This is a genomic window from uncultured Marinococcus sp. (assembly GCF_947493875.1).
Taxonomy (GTDB): domain Bacteria; phylum Bacillota; class Bacilli; order Bacillales; family Marinococcaceae; genus Marinococcus.
The window spans coordinates 155,180-170,863 of record NZ_CANLSU010000004.1 but is presented as its reverse complement, the minus strand read 5'-3'; the positions used below and the strand labels follow the sequence as shown (position 1 = coordinate 170,863).

The window sequence follows — 15,684 nt, the reverse complement described above, 5'->3', positions numbered from 1 at the left end:
AACAAACGTTCGTGTATACTAAATCGAAAGGAGGCGTTACGGATGAAAGAAAACAAATTAACCCCGGGGTCGAATATGCGATGGGAATCCAGCCGGATGATTCTGCCGGAGCACCGGGAAATGTGGCTGCGTCACCAAAAAGAGGACCGGATGAAATTCAGGCCCCTCTGGGACGAGCAGCAGCTTGAGGAGTTTTCCCACCGCCTTCACGAAGCTGCGGCGGCTGGAGTGGAAGTAACGCTTCATGTGTTTGATCCTTATGCAGAAATAAAGATGACCGGAAAAATTCTGCATCTGGACGAGCTGAACAAAACAATTAAAATAGAAGCAGGCGGGGACGTCCGGCATATTGGTGTGCAGGACATTATGGACCTGGAGACGTAAAAGCATGTTTTTAAAATATACCTGAGGGAAAGAAAGGCAAGAAAAGAACCCAAAAGGGAGCGAATGAAATGAAGGACAAAAAATTCAGCAGAATTTCCTTAACGTCTTCCCTGGGAGGTGTCGGGCTGATTGCTGTATCTATCATTGTGTCTGCCGTATTTTCTCTTCCCGACACCAGTCCCTTTGTGCCGTTATTTGGGTCGCTGCTGACGATCGGCATTCTGCTGCTTGCGCTCAGTGCATTCATGAGCATGATTGCTTTTTCGCGCAGTGAGCCGGGATGGATGAAGCTGAGCGGCTGGATTATTATGGCGGTGCTTCTGCTCTGGTTTATGGTCAGCCCGGCACTTACCGGTGTAGTGTAGATCTTCAAAAAACGCTGGTTGCGCGCAATACTGGTTCATGGTGTAATGTAGAAAACGATGCAGAGGACGGATGTTTAATGAGTATACCAGATTTTCGGGCCCGCTCGCCGTGGGCATCATTAACAGATGTAGACAAAGTACACGTTTCCCCAGTTTCGCCGGGATCGATTCAGACCTCTTTGACGGTGCCGGGAAGCAAAAGCTTTACGAACCGGGCCCTGATTATGGCAGCACTGGCGGAAGGCACCTCCACCCTTTCAGGCATTTTAAAAAGCGATGACTCGTACTGGTGCCTTGGCGCTCTGCGTGCGCTCGGCGTGAAGTCCGAAGTGGAGGGCGATACGGTGACGATCCACGGATGCGGGGGCCGGTGGCCGGAGGAGGACGCAGAGCTTTACATAGGAGCAGCCGGTACTACGGCCCGTTTCCTTCCGGGGCCGCTTGCAGCAGCCGGTAGCGGAGTTTACAGGGTGGAAGCGAGCAAACGAATGAGTGAACGTCCGGTGGAGCCGTTAATGGAAGCCCTGGAAACGCTCGGAGCCGATGTTCATTACATAGATAAAAAAGGGTTTTATCCGCTTGAAATTCATGCGGGCGGGCTCCCCGGTAAAGAAGTGACCATTTCCGGCAAATTATCGAGCCAGTTTATCAGCGGCCTGCTGCTGACGGGTGCCTATACAGAGGAAGGCCTGCGTATCCGGATTCCGGATTACATCGTGCAGCACGCCTATGTACACATTACGCTCGATTTAATGAATCAGTTCGGGGTGCCGGTTACGTACAACGAGGATTTAACTGACATGCAGGTGCCGGCAAAGAGCTTTCAGGGCCGGAGCATGGCGCTTGAAGCAGATGCGTCGACAGCCAGTTATTTTATGGCACTGGCGGCACTCACGGCCGGAACGGTCCGTATTAATAATTTAACAATGGATACCAATCAGCCGGATATAGGAATGGTGGATGTGTTCGAAAAAATGGGCTGCCGCGTGGAAAAGGGTGACACCTACATTGAAGTCACAGGTCCGGAACAGCTTTCGGGCGGGTTTGAGCTCAGCATGAAGGAAATGTCCGATCAGACGCTGACCGTTGCTGCCCTGGCTCCGTTTGCCGATGCCCCGATTACGGTCCGGGACGTGGAGCATATTCGTCATCACGAATCCGACCGCATTCACGCAGCGTGCACAGAGCTTCAGAAAATGGGCATCCGGGTGGATGAATACTCGGACGGTCTGAAAATATACCCGGGGACGCCGGTTGGCGTGTCACTTCATTCCTACGATGATCACCGGGTGGCTATGGCCCTTTCGCTGATTGGAGCGAAGGTGCCCGGAATCTATATTGAAGATCCGGGATGCGTGTCGAAAACGTGTCCGACCTTCTATGATTTGTTTGAAGCAGCCGGCGTGCCGGTGAAATTTTCATAAAAAAGAAGCCCTCTCCATTTTTAGGAGGGGGCTTTTGTGCAGAAATTATGATGCAGCAAGCTCCCGGCAGGCTTTTTCGCAGCGGTAGCAGGCATCTGCGCAGTCTTTGCAGTGCTGGTGGTCATGCTTGGCACATTCATCTCCGCATGCCTTGCAGGCTTCTGCACACAGCTGAGCGGTCTCTTTCATCAATGGACTGTTGGACTGGATGGCTTTAGCTGTCATAGCGCAGATATCTGCGCATTCGCGGTCGAGACGTATACATTCGGCCATCATTTTCACGTCGTCCTCCTGCAGGCAGTCGTTAAAGCAGTGGTTGCACTGCTTCATACATTCGATGCAGGCTTCGAGGCATTCCTTCTTTGTAGCGTTCATACTCATCATCCTTTCTCATATTAGGTACTGGTATAGGGGTTCCCGGCAGGGGTATTTATTCAAACGTAAAATATGTGGAAGCAGGCAGTATTCACCTGCTTCTTTGTATCATTATTTATAAGGATGCTGCTGGTAAAAGAAATTCGGCGTGTGCATGATATTGCGGTAGGAGCTGTGAAAGATATGAGTAGCGGCCGGCGATACCGGCGGGATCAGCCACGTCCAGTCACCGGTTATTTCCCGGCCTGCTTTTTGCTCCTGCTGCTCAAACCGTCTGAACTGCGAGGCGGCCGTGTGATGATCCACCATGCTGACGCCTGCTTTTTTATACGAATGCAGCACAGCGCGGTTCATCTCGACAAGCGCCCGGTCCTTCCATAAACTTCCCGCGTACGTCCGGTCGATGCCAAGCACGTCTGCAGCCTGCGGGAGCATATTGTAGCGGTCCTCGTCTGCGAGGTTCCGGGCGCCAATTTCCGTTTCCATGTACCAGCCGTTAAACGGAGCGGCCGTATACGTGACGCCGCCGATTTCCATTTTCATATCCGAAACAATCGGCACGGCATACCATTTTAAACCGAGCGTGGAAAAAGCATCGCTATCCGGATGGGTAATCGGAACTTCTAGTACTTCTTCGGTTTTCAACGGAAACCACTGGGGAGCACCTTCGTTTACCTGAACGACCAGGGGAAGAAGGTCAAAGGATGTTTTTTCGCCCCTCCATCCCAGTGATTCACAGTACTTTGTGAAAGCAACAGACTGCGGGTCGCCAATGATTTCCCCGTCCCGCTCGTAGCCGGCGTAGCGGATCAGCTGGTAGTTCCATATGCGCATCCGCTCCTTCCCGTTTTTGACCGAAGGAAATACAGAGATCGTGGGAATAATTTTCCCGTCGTTTTCTGCGTAGCGGATATGGTGGCGGAGCGCTTCGACTGCCTGCTCTTCGGTACGCACGTCCCGGCAGTCGATCACCTGCAGGCTTTTCCAGAAAAAACGCCCGATACAGCGGTTGCTGTTGCGCCAGGAGACCTTCGCTCCGAATGACAATTCTTCAAACGTATGCTCATAGTGCCCGGAAGCTTCAATCTCCTGCTCTACGTTTTCCCAGCGTTCCTCAAAAACGGCCAGTGGCTGGCCTGTTTCCCGGTAATACTGCTCTAAAAATGCATATGCATCCTGTTTTAATGCTTCTACATTGGTCATGATTTGTCTGCACCTCAGTTTTTGCTTTTTTTTTCAGTATAAAGGTATTATCTTCCTTTATCGAAAAATTACTCTTAAAAAAGCTATTTCCCGGGAAATAAACAACTGTGGCAATGACAGATAAATGTACGAGTTGACAGGTTCTGCAAGGAAGCGAATACTGGAAACGAAAAATAAAGGGAAGTGAGTGATAGCAATGAAGGCAGTAATTACTACAGAAACCGGCGGACCGGAGGTACTGCAGATTCAGGATCGTGAGGCTCCGAAGCCGGAGATGGACGAGGTGCTGATCAGGGTGAAAGCAGCAGCCGTGAACCGGACCGACATTTTAAACCGGGAGGGCAAGGCCGGATACATCGAAAACCCGGTGCTCGGCATTGAAGTGGCTGGCGTGGTGGAAGAAGCAGGCACTGAGAACCCGTTTTCGCCGGGCGACCGGGTAATGGGGCTCGTGAATGGCGGCGGCTACGCAGAATATGCTGTTATGCGGGCCGACCGGGTGATGCGGATACCGGAGGCGTTCACGTATGCTGAAGCAGCGGCCGTGCCGGAGGTATTCTTAACGGCCTACCAGACGCTCTATTGGATCGGGCACCTGAATCAGCATGAATCTGTCCTGGTTCATGCCGGGGGAAGCGGTGTAGGCACAGCGGCCATTCAGCTGGCCAGCAAGCTTTCGTCAGCCCGTGTCCTTACCACCGCCGGATCAGCAGAAAAGCTGGCATTCACCCAAAAGCTCGGTGCAGATGTCTGCATTAACTATAAAGAACAGAATTTTGAGGAAGAGGTGCTTGCGGCTACCGATGATAAAGGCGTAAATGTGATTTTGGATTTTGTCGGGGCCTCCTACTGGGAACAGAACCTGAAAAGCATTCAGACTGACGGCCGATGGGTGTTGATTGGCGTTCTTGGCGGGGCGAACGTACCGAACGTGAATCTGATGAAGCTGTTAATGAAGCGCGTGCAGCTGACCGGGACGCTTCTTACGCCGCGGAGCGACGAATATAAAGCCGAACTGAGCAGGGATTTTGTGAAGCATGCGATGCCGCACCTTGAGGACGGCTCCATTCGTCCTATCGTAGACACGGTGTTTTCATTTGAAAAAATCGCGGATGCGCACCGGCATATGCAGGACAATAAAAACATCGGAAAAATCATATTGGAATGGTAGAAAAAAAGAGCCTGGGTTCAGGCTCTTTTTTATGGCTCTTTATTTCCATTGGAGCTCTGCCCCGCCGGTCCTTGTCACGTTCCGCCGCGAAGCCAGGTCTTCGACAAGCTGCAGCAGCGCGTAGTCCTTCTGCTTTGCTTCAATCATCCCGTCAATAGGCTCGCCGATCTGTTTTAAGGCCTGCAGAAACGGAAGATTAAACTCCGGATCCACGTAATCGGCATGGCTGCGGAAGGCCTCGGGTGATTTCGGCGAGGAAAGATGGATTTTCGGCCGGCTGTCGGTATGGGACCATGTATTAATAAACCGGGGCAGCAGCTCCTCCAGACGTTCATCATCGGAATGGTTGGCCTCGAAGTGATGATAATCAAACATCATTGGAATGTTTTCCCGTTCACAGACAGCGAGCACGTCGCCTGCTGTGTACGTTTTATCATCATTTTCCAGCGTCATCCGCGCCTTGATTTTTTCGGGCAGCTGCTGAAGGTTTTCGTGAAACCGTGCCACAGCCGCTTTTTTATCGCCGTAGGCTCCCCCGACGTGCAGGTTGACCCATGCTCTTTGTTCGAGTCCCATGGCTTCAAGCATATGGTAGTGGTACTCCATGTCCTGCACGGCATTGGTGGTGACATTAGGCTTGTCGCTTGTAAATAGCGTGAACTGGTTCGGGTGAAAGCTCGGGCGGATATTGTGCTCCCGCACAAGTCTGCCGATTTCCTTATATAAATCCGTAAAAGGCGTTATGTAATCCCAGGCGGCCTCGTCATGAGTGGCAAGAGGCGCAAGCGAGGAAGAAAACCGGTACAAAGGAATGTCGTGGGCGATATTGTAATGAAGCATGCGGATCGTATGCTCCAGATTTAAACGGGTGACCTCCCGCAGCTTATCCTCGCGGCTTTCGGGATCCATCTTCTGCCAGCGCGTCAGTGTCATTGTTTTTCCCGGAGAAGCGTTCCAGAGAGCGAGAGCCTGAGATACGTATCCGAGTCGTAAAGTCATCATACATAATGCCTCCAATTTCAGATCTTTGTTACACATACCCAAAAATCAGCGGCCGTAGTCTTCAAAGAAAGGAACATGAAAAATAAATCGTGACTTAATTGAACGAATATTATAAAATAGTTTAAACGATAATAATAAAAACGTTCAATTTAGGGAGGTGTAAACATGAATAACCTGGTGAAATTAGAGGGCGTGTCAAAATATTTTGGGAAGCACACAGCGCTTGAGCATGTGGATTTGACGATCCAAAACGGAGAAACGGTAGGATTTTTAGGTCCGAACGGTTCAGGAAAGTCCACCACGATCCGGGTAATGCTCGGTCTGCTGAAAAAAAGCGGCGGTGAAGTGGAGCTGTTTGGCAAAGATGCGTGGACCGGGGCCGTAGACATTCACAAACGGGTGGCTTACGTACCGGGTGATGTGAACGTCTGGCCGAATTTAACCGGCGGCCAGGTGATTGATGTTCTCGGGAAGCTGCACGGTAAATTTAATGAAGAGAAACGCCAGCAGCTGATTGAACGCTTTCAGCTCGACCCGCGGAAAAAAAGCAAAACGTATTCGAAGGGAAACCGGCAGAAGCTCGCGCTCATTACGGCGTTTGCCTCGGAAGCGGATCTGTATATTTTTGACGAACCGACCTCGGGTCTGGACCCGTTAATGGCCTCCATCTTTCGGGAATGCGTACGGGAGCTGCAGCAGGAAGGAAAGGCTGTGCTGCTTTCGAGTCACATACTGGCAGAGGTGGAGGAGCTGTGTGACCGGGTCAGCATCATTAAAGAAGGAAAAATTATTGAGTCCGGTACGCTTGAGGAGCTGCGGCATTTAACGCGTATTTCCATTACGGCAGAAACGAAGGAGACGGTGGCTTCTTTAGCGGAACGAAGCGACGTCCACCAGTGGAAAGCAGACGGTTCGAAGGTGCACTTTTATGTGGACGCGGAAGGGCTGGCGCCGGTCATGCAGGAGCTCTCAGCAGCAGGTGTGGTTTCATTGGAGTCAAGGCCGCCGACGCTTGAAGAGATTTTTCTTCGTCATTATGAATCGAAGGCAGGGGAAGCGGGATGAACATGTCAGTGTTCACAGGAACAGGCAGGCTGTTTCGGCTAATGCTCCGGAAAGAAAGAGTACGGCTGCCTATTTGGATCGTGTCAATTTCGGTGCTGTTTCTGCTCAGTATTCTCAGCTTTCCGGAAACGTATCCGACGCAGGAAGACCGGCAGGGCCGGGCGCTTCTTCTGGAAAGTCCGGCACTCCGGGCGATGGCCGGTCCAGGCTATGGGCTTGAGAATTATACGTTCGGCGCGATGATTACTAATGAGATGTTTTTATACGTGGGGATCGCTGCTGCGTTTATGAGCATCTTTATGATTGTCCGCAATACAAGAGCAGAAGAGGAAAGCGGACTTTCAGAGCTTGTGAAAGCAGGGGTCATTGGCAGGGTCAGTATGTCCACAGCCGCTTTTTTACTGATGGTGCTCGCGAATCTTTTCATCGCCGTCATTATTATCGCAGGCATGCCTTATACGATAGAGGGGCTCAGCTGGGAAGGAGCCTCAGCCTTTGGACTCGGGGTTGCCGGTGTCGGAATTATGTTTGGCACCATCAGCCTGTTGATGGCCCAGGTGAGTGAAAGCGCCGGAGCAGCGTCCGGTATCAGCTCTGCGCTGCTTGGCCTGGCATTTTTGTTCCGGGCTGTCGGCGATGTGGCTTCTGTGGATGTGTGGCGGTGGCTGTCTCCGATTGGGTGGGGGCAGGCGATGCGCGCCTTCGTGGACGAGCGCTGGTGGCCGCTCGGCTTGTTTGGCGCGGGTATTACACTACTCGCAGTGGCGGCCATTTATGTAGACTACCGCCGGGACGACGGGGCCGGGGTGCTGCGGGTACAGGGCGGAAAAGCCCGGGCCGTGGGCGGTCTGACCCACCTGCTTGGGCTGCAGAGCTTTTTATTTCGCTGGGTTTTTCTAAGCTGGGCAGCCGGAGCGGCTCTTTACGGAGTGGCGATGGGGGCCATAAGTGAAGAAGCTGCTGACTTTTTTGCGGATAATCCAATTGGGGAAGATTTTCTCGTGCAGGCCGAGGGTGCTACGCTTGCAGAATCGCTATTTGCCACTTATATGGCATTTCTTGCCATGCTTGCAGCAGGCTATGCTCTGCAGGTGATGACCAAAATGCTCCGGGAGGAAAAGAACGGCCGGGGAGAAATCCTGCTGGTTCAGTCTGTTCCGCGTCCGCGGTGGATGCTTGATTATCTTCTGATTTCCTGCGTGGGCAGTTTTATGCTGCTTGTGATCAGCGGCATAGGCGCCGGGGCGCTTTACGGCTACTACACGGACAGTGCAGATGGGGCATGGAAGGTGTTTTTCGCTGCCATCGCCCAGACACCGGCTGTCTGGATGTTTATTGGACTGGCGGCTTTGCTGATGGGCCTGTGGCCTAAGGCGCTGTCACTCGTCTGGCTTGTGTATACAGCGTTTACCCTGATCGGGCTTATTGGGCCGCTGCTTCAGCTGCCGGAATGGGTGAGCGATATTTCGCCATACGCGCAGATTCCAGGCGTGCCTGCAGAGGAGTGGACAGCCTGGTCGACCGTCATTCTTCTGGCAGTATTCGCTGTTTTTACAGTCGTCGGAATGTTTACGATTAGAAAAAGAGACTTGATCATTTAAAGAAAGGAAAGAAATGGGGAAATAAGCGGTGGCATACAATAAAAAACGACGAACAACGAGAAAAAAGAAGGATCTGGTCGAAACCGCGCACCGTCTGTTTCTGCAGGAGGGTATTAAAGCGGTTACCATCGGGCAGCTGTGCGTGGAAGCCAGTGCAAGCAAGGCCACATTTTATAAATACTTTACAGACAAAGAAGGCATTTTAAGCGAAATGCTCGACGGCGTGATGCAGGAGTCCAAAGACAAGATGGAAGAGCTGATCGAGCAAAGCAGAAAGCATGGAATGACTGAAGAGATGCTTTTGAAGATATTTGATATGAAGGAATACGAATCGTTTTTTCAATCGAGCTTTCTCACGGAATTAATGCAGGATTATCCGCATGTACTGGCCGATTACAGCAGCCGGGGCGAGAAAATAGTGATGCCGGCGTTCCGGGAGCTGGTGGAGCTGGCAAAAGCGCAGGGGATTCTTCGGGAAAATATAAATATTGATTTTTTCATGTCATATGCGATCTCGCTCCGGCAGATGGTCGCCTACCGGATTCAGCAGGGGGAGGACGGGCCGGGCAGCATGACGCTTGAAGAATACCAGACACATTTTTATGATTTATTTTTGTACGGTATCGTTAAAAGATAAGCAGAAGGGCTGCCGGGTGCCGGCAGCTTTTTTATGGCTGGTGGAATTTCCACTGGCGGGAGCATTACTTTTTCTGCTACAGTAAAAGTTAAAATAACCAATCATGTTAGAAAAGATTGGAGATGTATCACAAGGAGGCGGAAACGGTGAACATAGGAGAAACGCTGCAGCGCCCGGTCTGGAAGGATGCTACACTGCTTGCGGGAAAAGACGGAGAGATCCGGGAGATCCGGCAGGTGAATATGATGGATGCACCGGATATTGTTGATTATCTGCAGGAGGACGACCTGCTGGTGACGACCGGGTACCATTACAAGGACCGCCCTGAGGAATTAAGCGTGCTCATCGAGCGGATGGACGCCGTGGGGTGCGCCGGCATTGGGCTTAAAATCGAACGTTTTCTGCAGAAGCTGCCGGAGAGCGTCATCGAAAAGGCGGACGAGCTGCAGTTTCCTATTATTGCCCTGCCGGAGGATATCGGTCTTGGAGCGATGGTCAATGATATGCTCAATGACATGCTTTCGGTGCGGACAAGAGAGCTGCGCGAAGCGTTAAACATCCACCAGCGGCTGACCGATCATGTTATGCACGGTAAAGGCCTGACGGCGCTGCTTGAGGAAGTATGCGACTATATTGGCTTTCCGGTTCTGCTGCTGGATGCATATGACCGTCCGATCTATGCAGGCGAAGGGATGGAAACAGCACAGACGGTGCTTGAAACGCACCGTCGGGCGAAACGGGATCTGTTTTTAGCCGGCAGTACCTACAGCAGCTTCTGCGTGTGGGAAACAGCGCAGACGTATACACTGTTTCCGGTACGGACACACGAAACACGCAGCGGCTGCCTGGTGATTGGCGGCGAAATCCCCATTTATGACAACGGGCTTGTGCTTATCATTGACCAGGCCGTGAATGTGATCGGGTTCGAACGCATGAAACAGAGCGCCATCGCTCAGTATGAACGAAGAGCACGCGATGAATTTTTTCAAAATTTCATCAATGAAGGCTATTCATCCGATGAAGAAGCACGAAACCGGGCAGAAGAGATGGGGCTGCCAAACAGCCGAAATTACGGCTGCGCAGTAGGCATGCTTGACCCCGAGCCAAGGCTTCCGGTCACCTATACCCAGCAGCAGCGGGAAATGGACCACATGTATGAATACATTGAAGGCGAATTGGACAAATGGCGGACGCCGGCCTGGTTTTTCAAAAAAGAGCGGCAGTGTATTATTTTATGGGAGGTGGAACAGCTGCAGGCAGAGGCAGATGAAGCTTTGGTGGAGGCACTGCAGCAGCTGCAGGAAGGGATTAAGCTGTTTTTTGACCGCTCGATATCCTTTGGCATTGGAAACACGGCGCGGTCGTTTCTTGATACCCCGGCTTCCTATAAAGAGGCGGAAAACACCTTGTACAACAGCCAGCTTACCGGCGAACGCGGTTTTATCCGCACCTATTATACAAAGGATATTGCCCAGCTTCTCCGGCTGCTGCCTACCGAAGAGCTGGCCTCGTTCAGCCACTCGGTGCTGCAGGAGCTGACGGAGGGGAGCCAGGAGGAACAGGGACTTGTACAGACCTTATCTGTCTATCTCGAGTCGCACTGTCACGTGGCTGATACGGCAAAACGGCTTTACATTCACCGTAATACGGTGCTCTACCGCCTGGAAAAATGCGAGGAGCGCTTAGGGGTTTCATTGAAAAATCCTGAAACGACGATGCGGCTGCGCCTGGCGCTGCGGGTGCAGAATGTTCTCTCCTCGGAGTGATGTAAGATAATCTGCACAGAGCCCTTTATTTTTCTAACGATTATAGATAGAATGGCTAAAATATTTTGGTAATTTTATATAAAACATCTAATGAATCATGTCCGGGCCTCCTATAAGATGGATAGTAAGGTAATAATAAAAGGAGGAACACCTAATCATGGCTAACGGAACCAACGGGCTTCGGACTTTTTCATTGGGACTTCAGCACGTGCTTGCAATGTACGCCGGAGCGATACTCGTTCCGCTTATTGTAGGCCGCGCCCTGGAGCTTTCAGCAGAACAGCTGGCATACTTAGTGGCAATTGACCTGCTTTCCTGCGGTGTAGCAACTCTGCTGCAGCTGTGGAGGGGAAAACATATCGGCATCGGGCTGCCAGTCATGCTCGGCGTATCATTTGTAGCAGTGACACCGATGATCAGCATTGGCACCAACTACGGCGTGACAGCTATTTACGGATCGATTCTTGTGGCCGGGCTGTTTGTCGTTATCTTTGCCAGATTTTTTGGAAAATTACAAAAGCTGTTCCCGCCGATTGTGCGCGGCACAGTTGTAACGATTATCGGACTTTCGCTTATTCCTACCGGCATCAGAAACATGGCCGGCGGAGAAGGAAGCGAAAACTTTGGCTCCCTTTTCAACCTGCTTTTATCAGTTGGGGTACTTGCGGTGATCATTCTTTTATTCCGGATGTTTACCGGGTTTATGCGGTCGCTCGCTGTCCTGATCGGTATTGCCGGCGGAACGATAGCTGCAGCCGTAATGGGCCGGGTCTCCTTTGGAGAAGTGATGGAAGCCTCGTGGTTTCATTTTCCTCAGCCGCTGTACTTCGGCATGCCGACATTTGAAATTGGGCCGATTATCACGATGATCATTGTGTGCAGCGTGATCGTCGTTGAAACGACCGGTGCTTACTACGCAGTCGCCCGCATTACGGATCGTGAGCTGAACGAGGACGATCTGGTCCGGGGCTACCGTTCCGAAGGGCTCGCCGTCATTATCGGCGGCTTATTCAACGCTTTTCCCTACAGTACGTTTGCACAGAATGTAGGTCTGCTCGAGCTTTCAAAAGTAAAAACGAGAAACGTTATTTTCTCGGCGGCAATGACCCTGATCGTTCTGGGGCTGATTCCAAAGGTTGCTGCCCTGGTTGTCATCATTCCAACACCGGTGCTTGGCGGGGCCACTGTCGTCATGTTTGGAATGGTTGTCGTTGCAGGTCTGCAGATGCTCCGCGACGTCGATTTTAATGAACAGTCGAACCAGCTGGTGGTTGCGTGCTCCGTGTCGCTTGCACTCGGTGCCACAGTAGTGCCGGAGCTGTTTTCAAGCCTTCCGGAAGGGCTCGCCATCATCTTCGGGGACGGCATTATCACTGGTAGTTTAGCCGCAATTTTTATTAATCTCCTATTTAACACACAGTGGAAGGGGGAACATGTATATAATGAAGAAAAACAAAGCAAAGCCTGAAGGAGGAGTAGTGTATGCTGACCATTGAACAAGTAAACCAATTATCCCGCCGGGAATTTATCGACACTTTCGGAGGGGTGTATGAGAATTCTCCGTGGGTGGCCGAAGCAGTTGAACCGGTGAGGCCGATAGAGTCTGTTGAAGATCTGCACCAGCGAATGGCAGGCGTAGTTATGACGTCCGGGGAAGAAAACCGGCGGGCCCTGATCCAGGCGCACCCTTCTCTTGGAGAAAAGAAACCGATGAGCGGGGAATCTGCTTCCGAGCAGGAAAGCGCTGGTTTGACGGAGATGGAAGAGGAGCAGCAGGAAGAGCTGCGTATATGGAACGAGCGTTATCAGGATAAGTTTGGCATGCCGTTTATTATAGCGGTAAGAGGAAAGACCGCAGAGGATATCTTAGAGGCAGTCCAGGTGCGGATGGAACATACCCAGGAGGAAGAAGAGCGCCAGGCTGTAAGGGAAATACACCGGATAGCTCTCCTGCGGCTCGAGGCCATCATTGAAGAGGAGCGGCCGGAAACGATAACTGAATCAAACGAAAGCGTGGAAACAGGCAGCAGCCCCGCAGCCGGAGAGCAGGAGGCTTCTGCAGCGCTTGCGGCAGAGCCGGCCCGCCTGTCGCAGACAGCGACAAGGACGAGCAGTAAAAAACGGAGAACGATGAGCTACGGCAAAGGCGATGTATTTGCCTACCGGACGTTTTCCATACCATTTACAGATATCACCCCAATACCGGAGTCCCCTTATGAAGGCACCAACAACACAATTTTTGGATTAAATGTGTCTGTCAATATTACCGGGGAGGCCTTCCTGCCGAGCTTTACCGAGGGCGACAACAGCATGGTGGTGGCGACGGATTCCATGAAAAACTTTATTCAGCGTCACCTGGGCAGTTATGAAGGGGCAACAGTGGAAGGATTTCTTGCCTATGTCGGAGAAGCGTTTCTCGAAAAATATGATCACGTCGAAACCGCAGAAGTATATGCCGACCATCTTCCCTTCGAAAAAGTAAATGTAGATAATACGGGATACAAAAGCGGTGTAGTGTTTAAAAAGTCGCATAATGAAAATCCTGCAGCGATGGTAAAAATAGGGCGGACCTCGTTTGGGGCTCCGGAAATTATCGAGCAGGAAAGCTATGTAAAGGATGTCCAGCTCGTGAAAGTAGTTGATAATTCATTTGTCGGCTTTATCCGGGATGAATACACAACGCTTCCCGAGGACTCCAACCGTCCGTTGTTTATTTATTTGAATATCGGCTGGACCTATGAAGCACCGCATATCGCCTTCGGACAAAACGGGGAAGGCTACGTAGCCGCTGAGCAGGTGAAGGATATTGCAGCTGCCGTTTTCCACGAAACACAGACGGCCTCCATCCAGCAGCTGATCTATTATATCGGCCGCCGGGTGCTGGAGCGGTTCCCGCAGCTTCAGGAGGTGTCCTTCGAGTCGCAGAACCATACATGGGACACTGTGGTTGAAGATATTCCCGGAAGTGATGGAAAGGTATATACAGAGCCGCGCCGTCCATACGGCTTCCAGCGCTTTTCGGTGCACCGGGAAGATCTGGATCATGAAGGAGAAGCATAAATGGGACTCACAACACATGTGCTGGATCTGGCTTCGGGACGTCCAGGGGATGGTATAGCTCTGACGCTGTACCGCCTGGACGGCAGCCGGAGAATTAAAGAAGCAGAACGGGTAACCAATGCAGACGGGCGGGTGGATGCACCACTGCTGCAGGCAGAGGCCATTCAAACAGCAGCATATGAGCTGGAATTTCAAACAGGAGAATATCTCCGGCAAAAGGGGTGGACGAAGGAGGAGCCGCATTTTCTGGAAACGGTGGCTCTCCGGGTTACACTCTCAGCGGAGGAAACGTCCTACCACCTTCCGCTGCTGTTATCTCCCTACGGCTACCAAACATATCGGGGAAGCTGATTAAAAGCCAGGCAAAGGAGGAAACGTATGGCTGTTCATTCTTCAAACATAATTCAGGATCAAATCGACCAGCTGATGGAGTGGCTTGCCGGCTTTGGAAAAACAGAGGACGGCGGTGTAACAAGGCTTTTATATGATGAATCGTGGCAGCAGGCACAGGAAGCAGTAAAGGCAAAAATGGAGGCAATGGGCCTTGAATCCCGCTATGATGCTGTTGGAAATGTATTTGGACGCTTGGAAGGGACAGAAAAAACGGACAAGGTCGTCATGGCCGGTTCCCACATTGATTCTGTCGTAAACGGCGGCAGGTATGACGGCGCATACGGAGTAGCTGCAGCCATGCTCGCCGTAGAAAGGCTGAAGCAGGCTTACGGTCGGCCAAAGCAGAGCATTGAAATCGTATCATTCTGTGAGGAGGAAGGAAGTCGTTTTCCCGTCACGTTCTGGGGGTCGGGTCATATTACCGGAAGGCTGTCAGAGGGCGAAACGGACGCCCTGAAGGATACAGACGGCATTTCCATCGGTCAGGCAATGCGTGCATGTGAATTTGAAGCTCCTGCCTCGCTTCCGCTCAAGCGTGAAGATATAGACTCCTTCATTGAGCTTCATGTGGAACAGGGAGGGACGCTGAAAAAGTCGAATGCTTCTGTCGGAGTAGTATCAGATATTGTCGGGCAGCGCAGGTATCATATTACCGTGGAAGGAGAAAGCAACCATGCCGGAACCACGCCAATGCCGGAACGTAAGGATGCGGTGGTGTTAGCCAGTGAACTGATTACAAATATCACCTCCATGGCCAGAAGCAAGGATGAAAGCATGGTAGCCACGGTAGGCAAAATGGAAATTACGCCAAATGTACCGAACGTCATCGCTTCTAAAGTCGTTTTCAGCCTGGATGTCCGTCACCACAGCAAGGCGCTGCTCGAAGAAATTGAGCAGGAGCTTGAAAATTTGTACACCGTGCAGGCTGAAAAGCACGGCATGAACATTTCTTCGAATTGCTGGATGGAGGTGGAGCCGGTGCCGATGAGCAAGGAGGTATATGAAACGATGTACAAAGCTGCTGAAAGCCTGCATATTCCCTCCCAGCTGATGATCAGCGGAGCCGGGCATGACGCGCAGGTCATGGGCAGCTATTATCCGACTGCACTGTTGTTTGTGCCAAGCGAGGCCGGCGTGAGCCACTCGCCGAAGGAATATACCAAATCCAGTGATTTGGAGCAGGGAGTAAAGGTGCTTGAAGAAACACTGCTTCGTTTAGCGTATTAGAAAGGAGAGTA

The 15,684-nt window shown here is 51.6% G+C and carries 15 protein-coding genes; 12 read left to right on the top strand and 3 right to left on the bottom strand.

Features of this window, described 5'->3' with window-relative positions:
* Nucleotides 1-42: 42 nt before the first annotated feature.
* From Q0757_RS09110 to aroA, 3 genes are all read left to right on the top strand, one after another.
* Complete coding sequence (locus Q0757_RS09110) at nt 43-384, top strand: YolD-like family protein (protein WP_022794174.1); 342 nt, start codon at nt 43-45, stop codon at nt 382-384.
* Between the two features lie 68 nt (nt 385-452).
* Nucleotides 453-749 (top strand): hypothetical protein, encoded by a 297-nt coding sequence (locus Q0757_RS09105; RefSeq protein WP_298786503.1) that lies wholly within the window; start codon nt 453-455, stop codon nt 747-749.
* Between the two features lie 77 nt (nt 750-826).
* Nucleotides 827-2,173 (top strand): 3-phosphoshikimate 1-carboxyvinyltransferase, encoded by a 1,347-nt coding sequence (gene aroA, locus Q0757_RS09100; protein WP_298786502.1) that lies wholly within the window; start codon nt 827-829, stop codon nt 2,171-2,173.
* Nucleotides 2,174-2,218: 45 nt separating this feature from the next.
* On the opposite strand, the gene Q0757_RS09095 is transcribed toward aroA, so the two are convergent.
* Both Q0757_RS09095 and Q0757_RS09090 read right to left on the bottom strand, forming a co-directional pair.
* A complete protein-coding gene (locus Q0757_RS09095) occupies nt 2,219-2,548 on the bottom strand; it encodes a four-helix bundle copper-binding protein (RefSeq protein ID WP_298786501.1) in 330 nt (109 codons plus the stop codon).
* A gap of 111 nt (nt 2,549-2,659) precedes the next feature.
* Nucleotides 2,660-3,751, bottom strand: a complete 1,092-nt coding sequence (locus Q0757_RS09090; RefSeq protein ID WP_298786499.1) for a nitric oxide synthase oxygenase — start codon at nt 3,749-3,751, stop codon at nt 2,660-2,662.
* Nucleotides 3,752-3,947: 196 nt separating this feature from the next.
* Here Q0757_RS09090 and Q0757_RS09085 point away from each other — a divergent pair, with 196 nt between their 5' ends.
* The gene (locus Q0757_RS09085; RefSeq protein WP_298786497.1) at nt 3,948-4,922 is read left to right on the top strand and encodes an NAD(P)H-quinone oxidoreductase; all 975 of its coding nucleotides are present in this window, start codon (nt 3,948-3,950) and stop codon (nt 4,920-4,922) included.
* Nucleotides 4,923-4,961: 39 nt separating this feature from the next.
* Here the strand turns inward: Q0757_RS09085 and uvsE are convergent, their stop codons facing one another.
* Nucleotides 4,962-5,921, bottom strand: coding sequence for a UV DNA damage repair endonuclease UvsE (gene uvsE, locus Q0757_RS09080; protein ID WP_298787014.1), 960 nt, complete (start codon nt 5,919-5,921; stop codon nt 4,962-4,964).
* A gap of 168 nt (nt 5,922-6,089) precedes the next feature.
* Here uvsE and Q0757_RS09075 point away from each other — a divergent pair, with 168 nt between their 5' ends.
* From Q0757_RS09075 to allC, 8 genes are all read left to right on the top strand, one after another.
* Nucleotides 6,090-6,989, top strand: coding sequence for an ABC transporter ATP-binding protein (locus Q0757_RS09075; RefSeq protein WP_298786495.1), 900 nt, complete (start codon nt 6,090-6,092; stop codon nt 6,987-6,989).
* A gap of 2 nt (nt 6,990-6,991) precedes the next feature.
* Nucleotides 6,992-8,590, top strand: coding sequence for an ABC transporter permease (locus Q0757_RS09070; protein WP_298786494.1), 1,599 nt, complete (start codon nt 6,992-6,994; stop codon nt 8,588-8,590).
* 28 nt (nt 8,591-8,618) lie between these two features.
* On the top strand, nt 8,619-9,227 hold the full coding sequence (locus Q0757_RS09065; RefSeq protein ID WP_298786492.1) for a TetR/AcrR family transcriptional regulator: 609 nt from the start codon (nt 8,619-8,621) through the stop codon (nt 9,225-9,227).
* A 146-nt stretch (nt 9,228-9,373) separates the two neighbouring features.
* On the top strand, nt 9,374-10,993 hold the full coding sequence (locus Q0757_RS09060) for a PucR family transcriptional regulator (protein ID WP_298786490.1): 1,620 nt from the start codon (nt 9,374-9,376) through the stop codon (nt 10,991-10,993).
* A gap of 157 nt (nt 10,994-11,150) precedes the next feature.
* Nucleotides 11,151-12,461, top strand: a complete 1,311-nt coding sequence (locus Q0757_RS09055; RefSeq protein ID WP_298786489.1) for a nucleobase:cation symporter-2 family protein — start codon at nt 11,151-11,153, stop codon at nt 12,459-12,461.
* Between the two features lie 14 nt (nt 12,462-12,475).
* The gene (gene pucL / locus Q0757_RS09050) at nt 12,476-14,053 is read left to right on the top strand and encodes a factor-independent urate hydroxylase (protein ID WP_298786488.1); all 1,578 of its coding nucleotides are present in this window, start codon (nt 12,476-12,478) and stop codon (nt 14,051-14,053) included.
* Nucleotides 14,054-14,404 (top strand): hydroxyisourate hydrolase, encoded by a 351-nt coding sequence (uraH, locus tag Q0757_RS09045; RefSeq protein WP_298786487.1) that lies wholly within the window; start codon nt 14,054-14,056, stop codon nt 14,402-14,404.
* 27 nt (nt 14,405-14,431) lie between these two features.
* Nucleotides 14,432-15,673, top strand: a complete 1,242-nt coding sequence (gene allC, locus Q0757_RS09040; RefSeq protein WP_298786485.1) for an allantoate deiminase — start codon at nt 14,432-14,434, stop codon at nt 15,671-15,673.
* Nucleotides 15,674-15,684: the final 11 nt, after the last annotated feature.

Excerpts from the sequence above, each read along its gene's own strand:
- Q0757_RS09070 (WP_298786494.1), top strand. The coding sequence starts at position 6,992 with ATGTCAGTGTTCACAGGAACAGGCAGGCTGTTTCGGCTAATGCTCCGG.
- allC (WP_298786485.1), top strand. The coding sequence starts at position 14,432 with ATGGCTGTTCATTCTTCAAACATAATTCAGGATCAAATCGACCAGCTG.
- Q0757_RS09110 (WP_022794174.1), top strand. The coding sequence starts at position 43 with ATGAAAGAAAACAAATTAACCCCGGGGTCGAATATGCGATGGGAATCC.
- Q0757_RS09085 (WP_298786497.1), top strand. The coding sequence starts at position 3,948 with ATGAAGGCAGTAATTACTACAGAAACCGGCGGACCGGAGGTACTGCAG.
- pucL (WP_298786488.1), top strand. The coding sequence starts at position 12,476 with ATGCTGACCATTGAACAAGTAAACCAATTATCCCGCCGGGAATTTATC.
- Q0757_RS09055 (WP_298786489.1), top strand. The coding sequence starts at position 11,151 with ATGGCTAACGGAACCAACGGGCTTCGGACTTTTTCATTGGGACTTCAG.
- Q0757_RS09095 (WP_298786501.1), bottom strand. The coding sequence starts at position 2,548 with ATGAACGCTACAAAGAAGGAATGCCTCGAAGCCTGCATCGAATGTATG.
- aroA (WP_298786502.1), top strand. The coding sequence starts at position 827 with ATGAGTATACCAGATTTTCGGGCCCGCTCGCCGTGGGCATCATTAACA.
- Q0757_RS09075 (WP_298786495.1), top strand. The coding sequence starts at position 6,090 with ATGAATAACCTGGTGAAATTAGAGGGCGTGTCAAAATATTTTGGGAAG.
- uraH (WP_298786487.1), top strand. The coding sequence starts at position 14,054 with ATGGGACTCACAACACATGTGCTGGATCTGGCTTCGGGACGTCCAGGG.
- uvsE (WP_298787014.1), bottom strand. The coding sequence starts at position 5,921 with ATGACTTTACGACTCGGATACGTATCTCAGGCTCTCGCTCTCTGGAAC.
- Q0757_RS09090 (WP_298786499.1), bottom strand. The coding sequence starts at position 3,751 with ATGACCAATGTAGAAGCATTAAAACAGGATGCATATGCATTTTTAGAG.
- Q0757_RS09105 (WP_298786503.1), top strand. The coding sequence starts at position 453 with ATGAAGGACAAAAAATTCAGCAGAATTTCCTTAACGTCTTCCCTGGGA.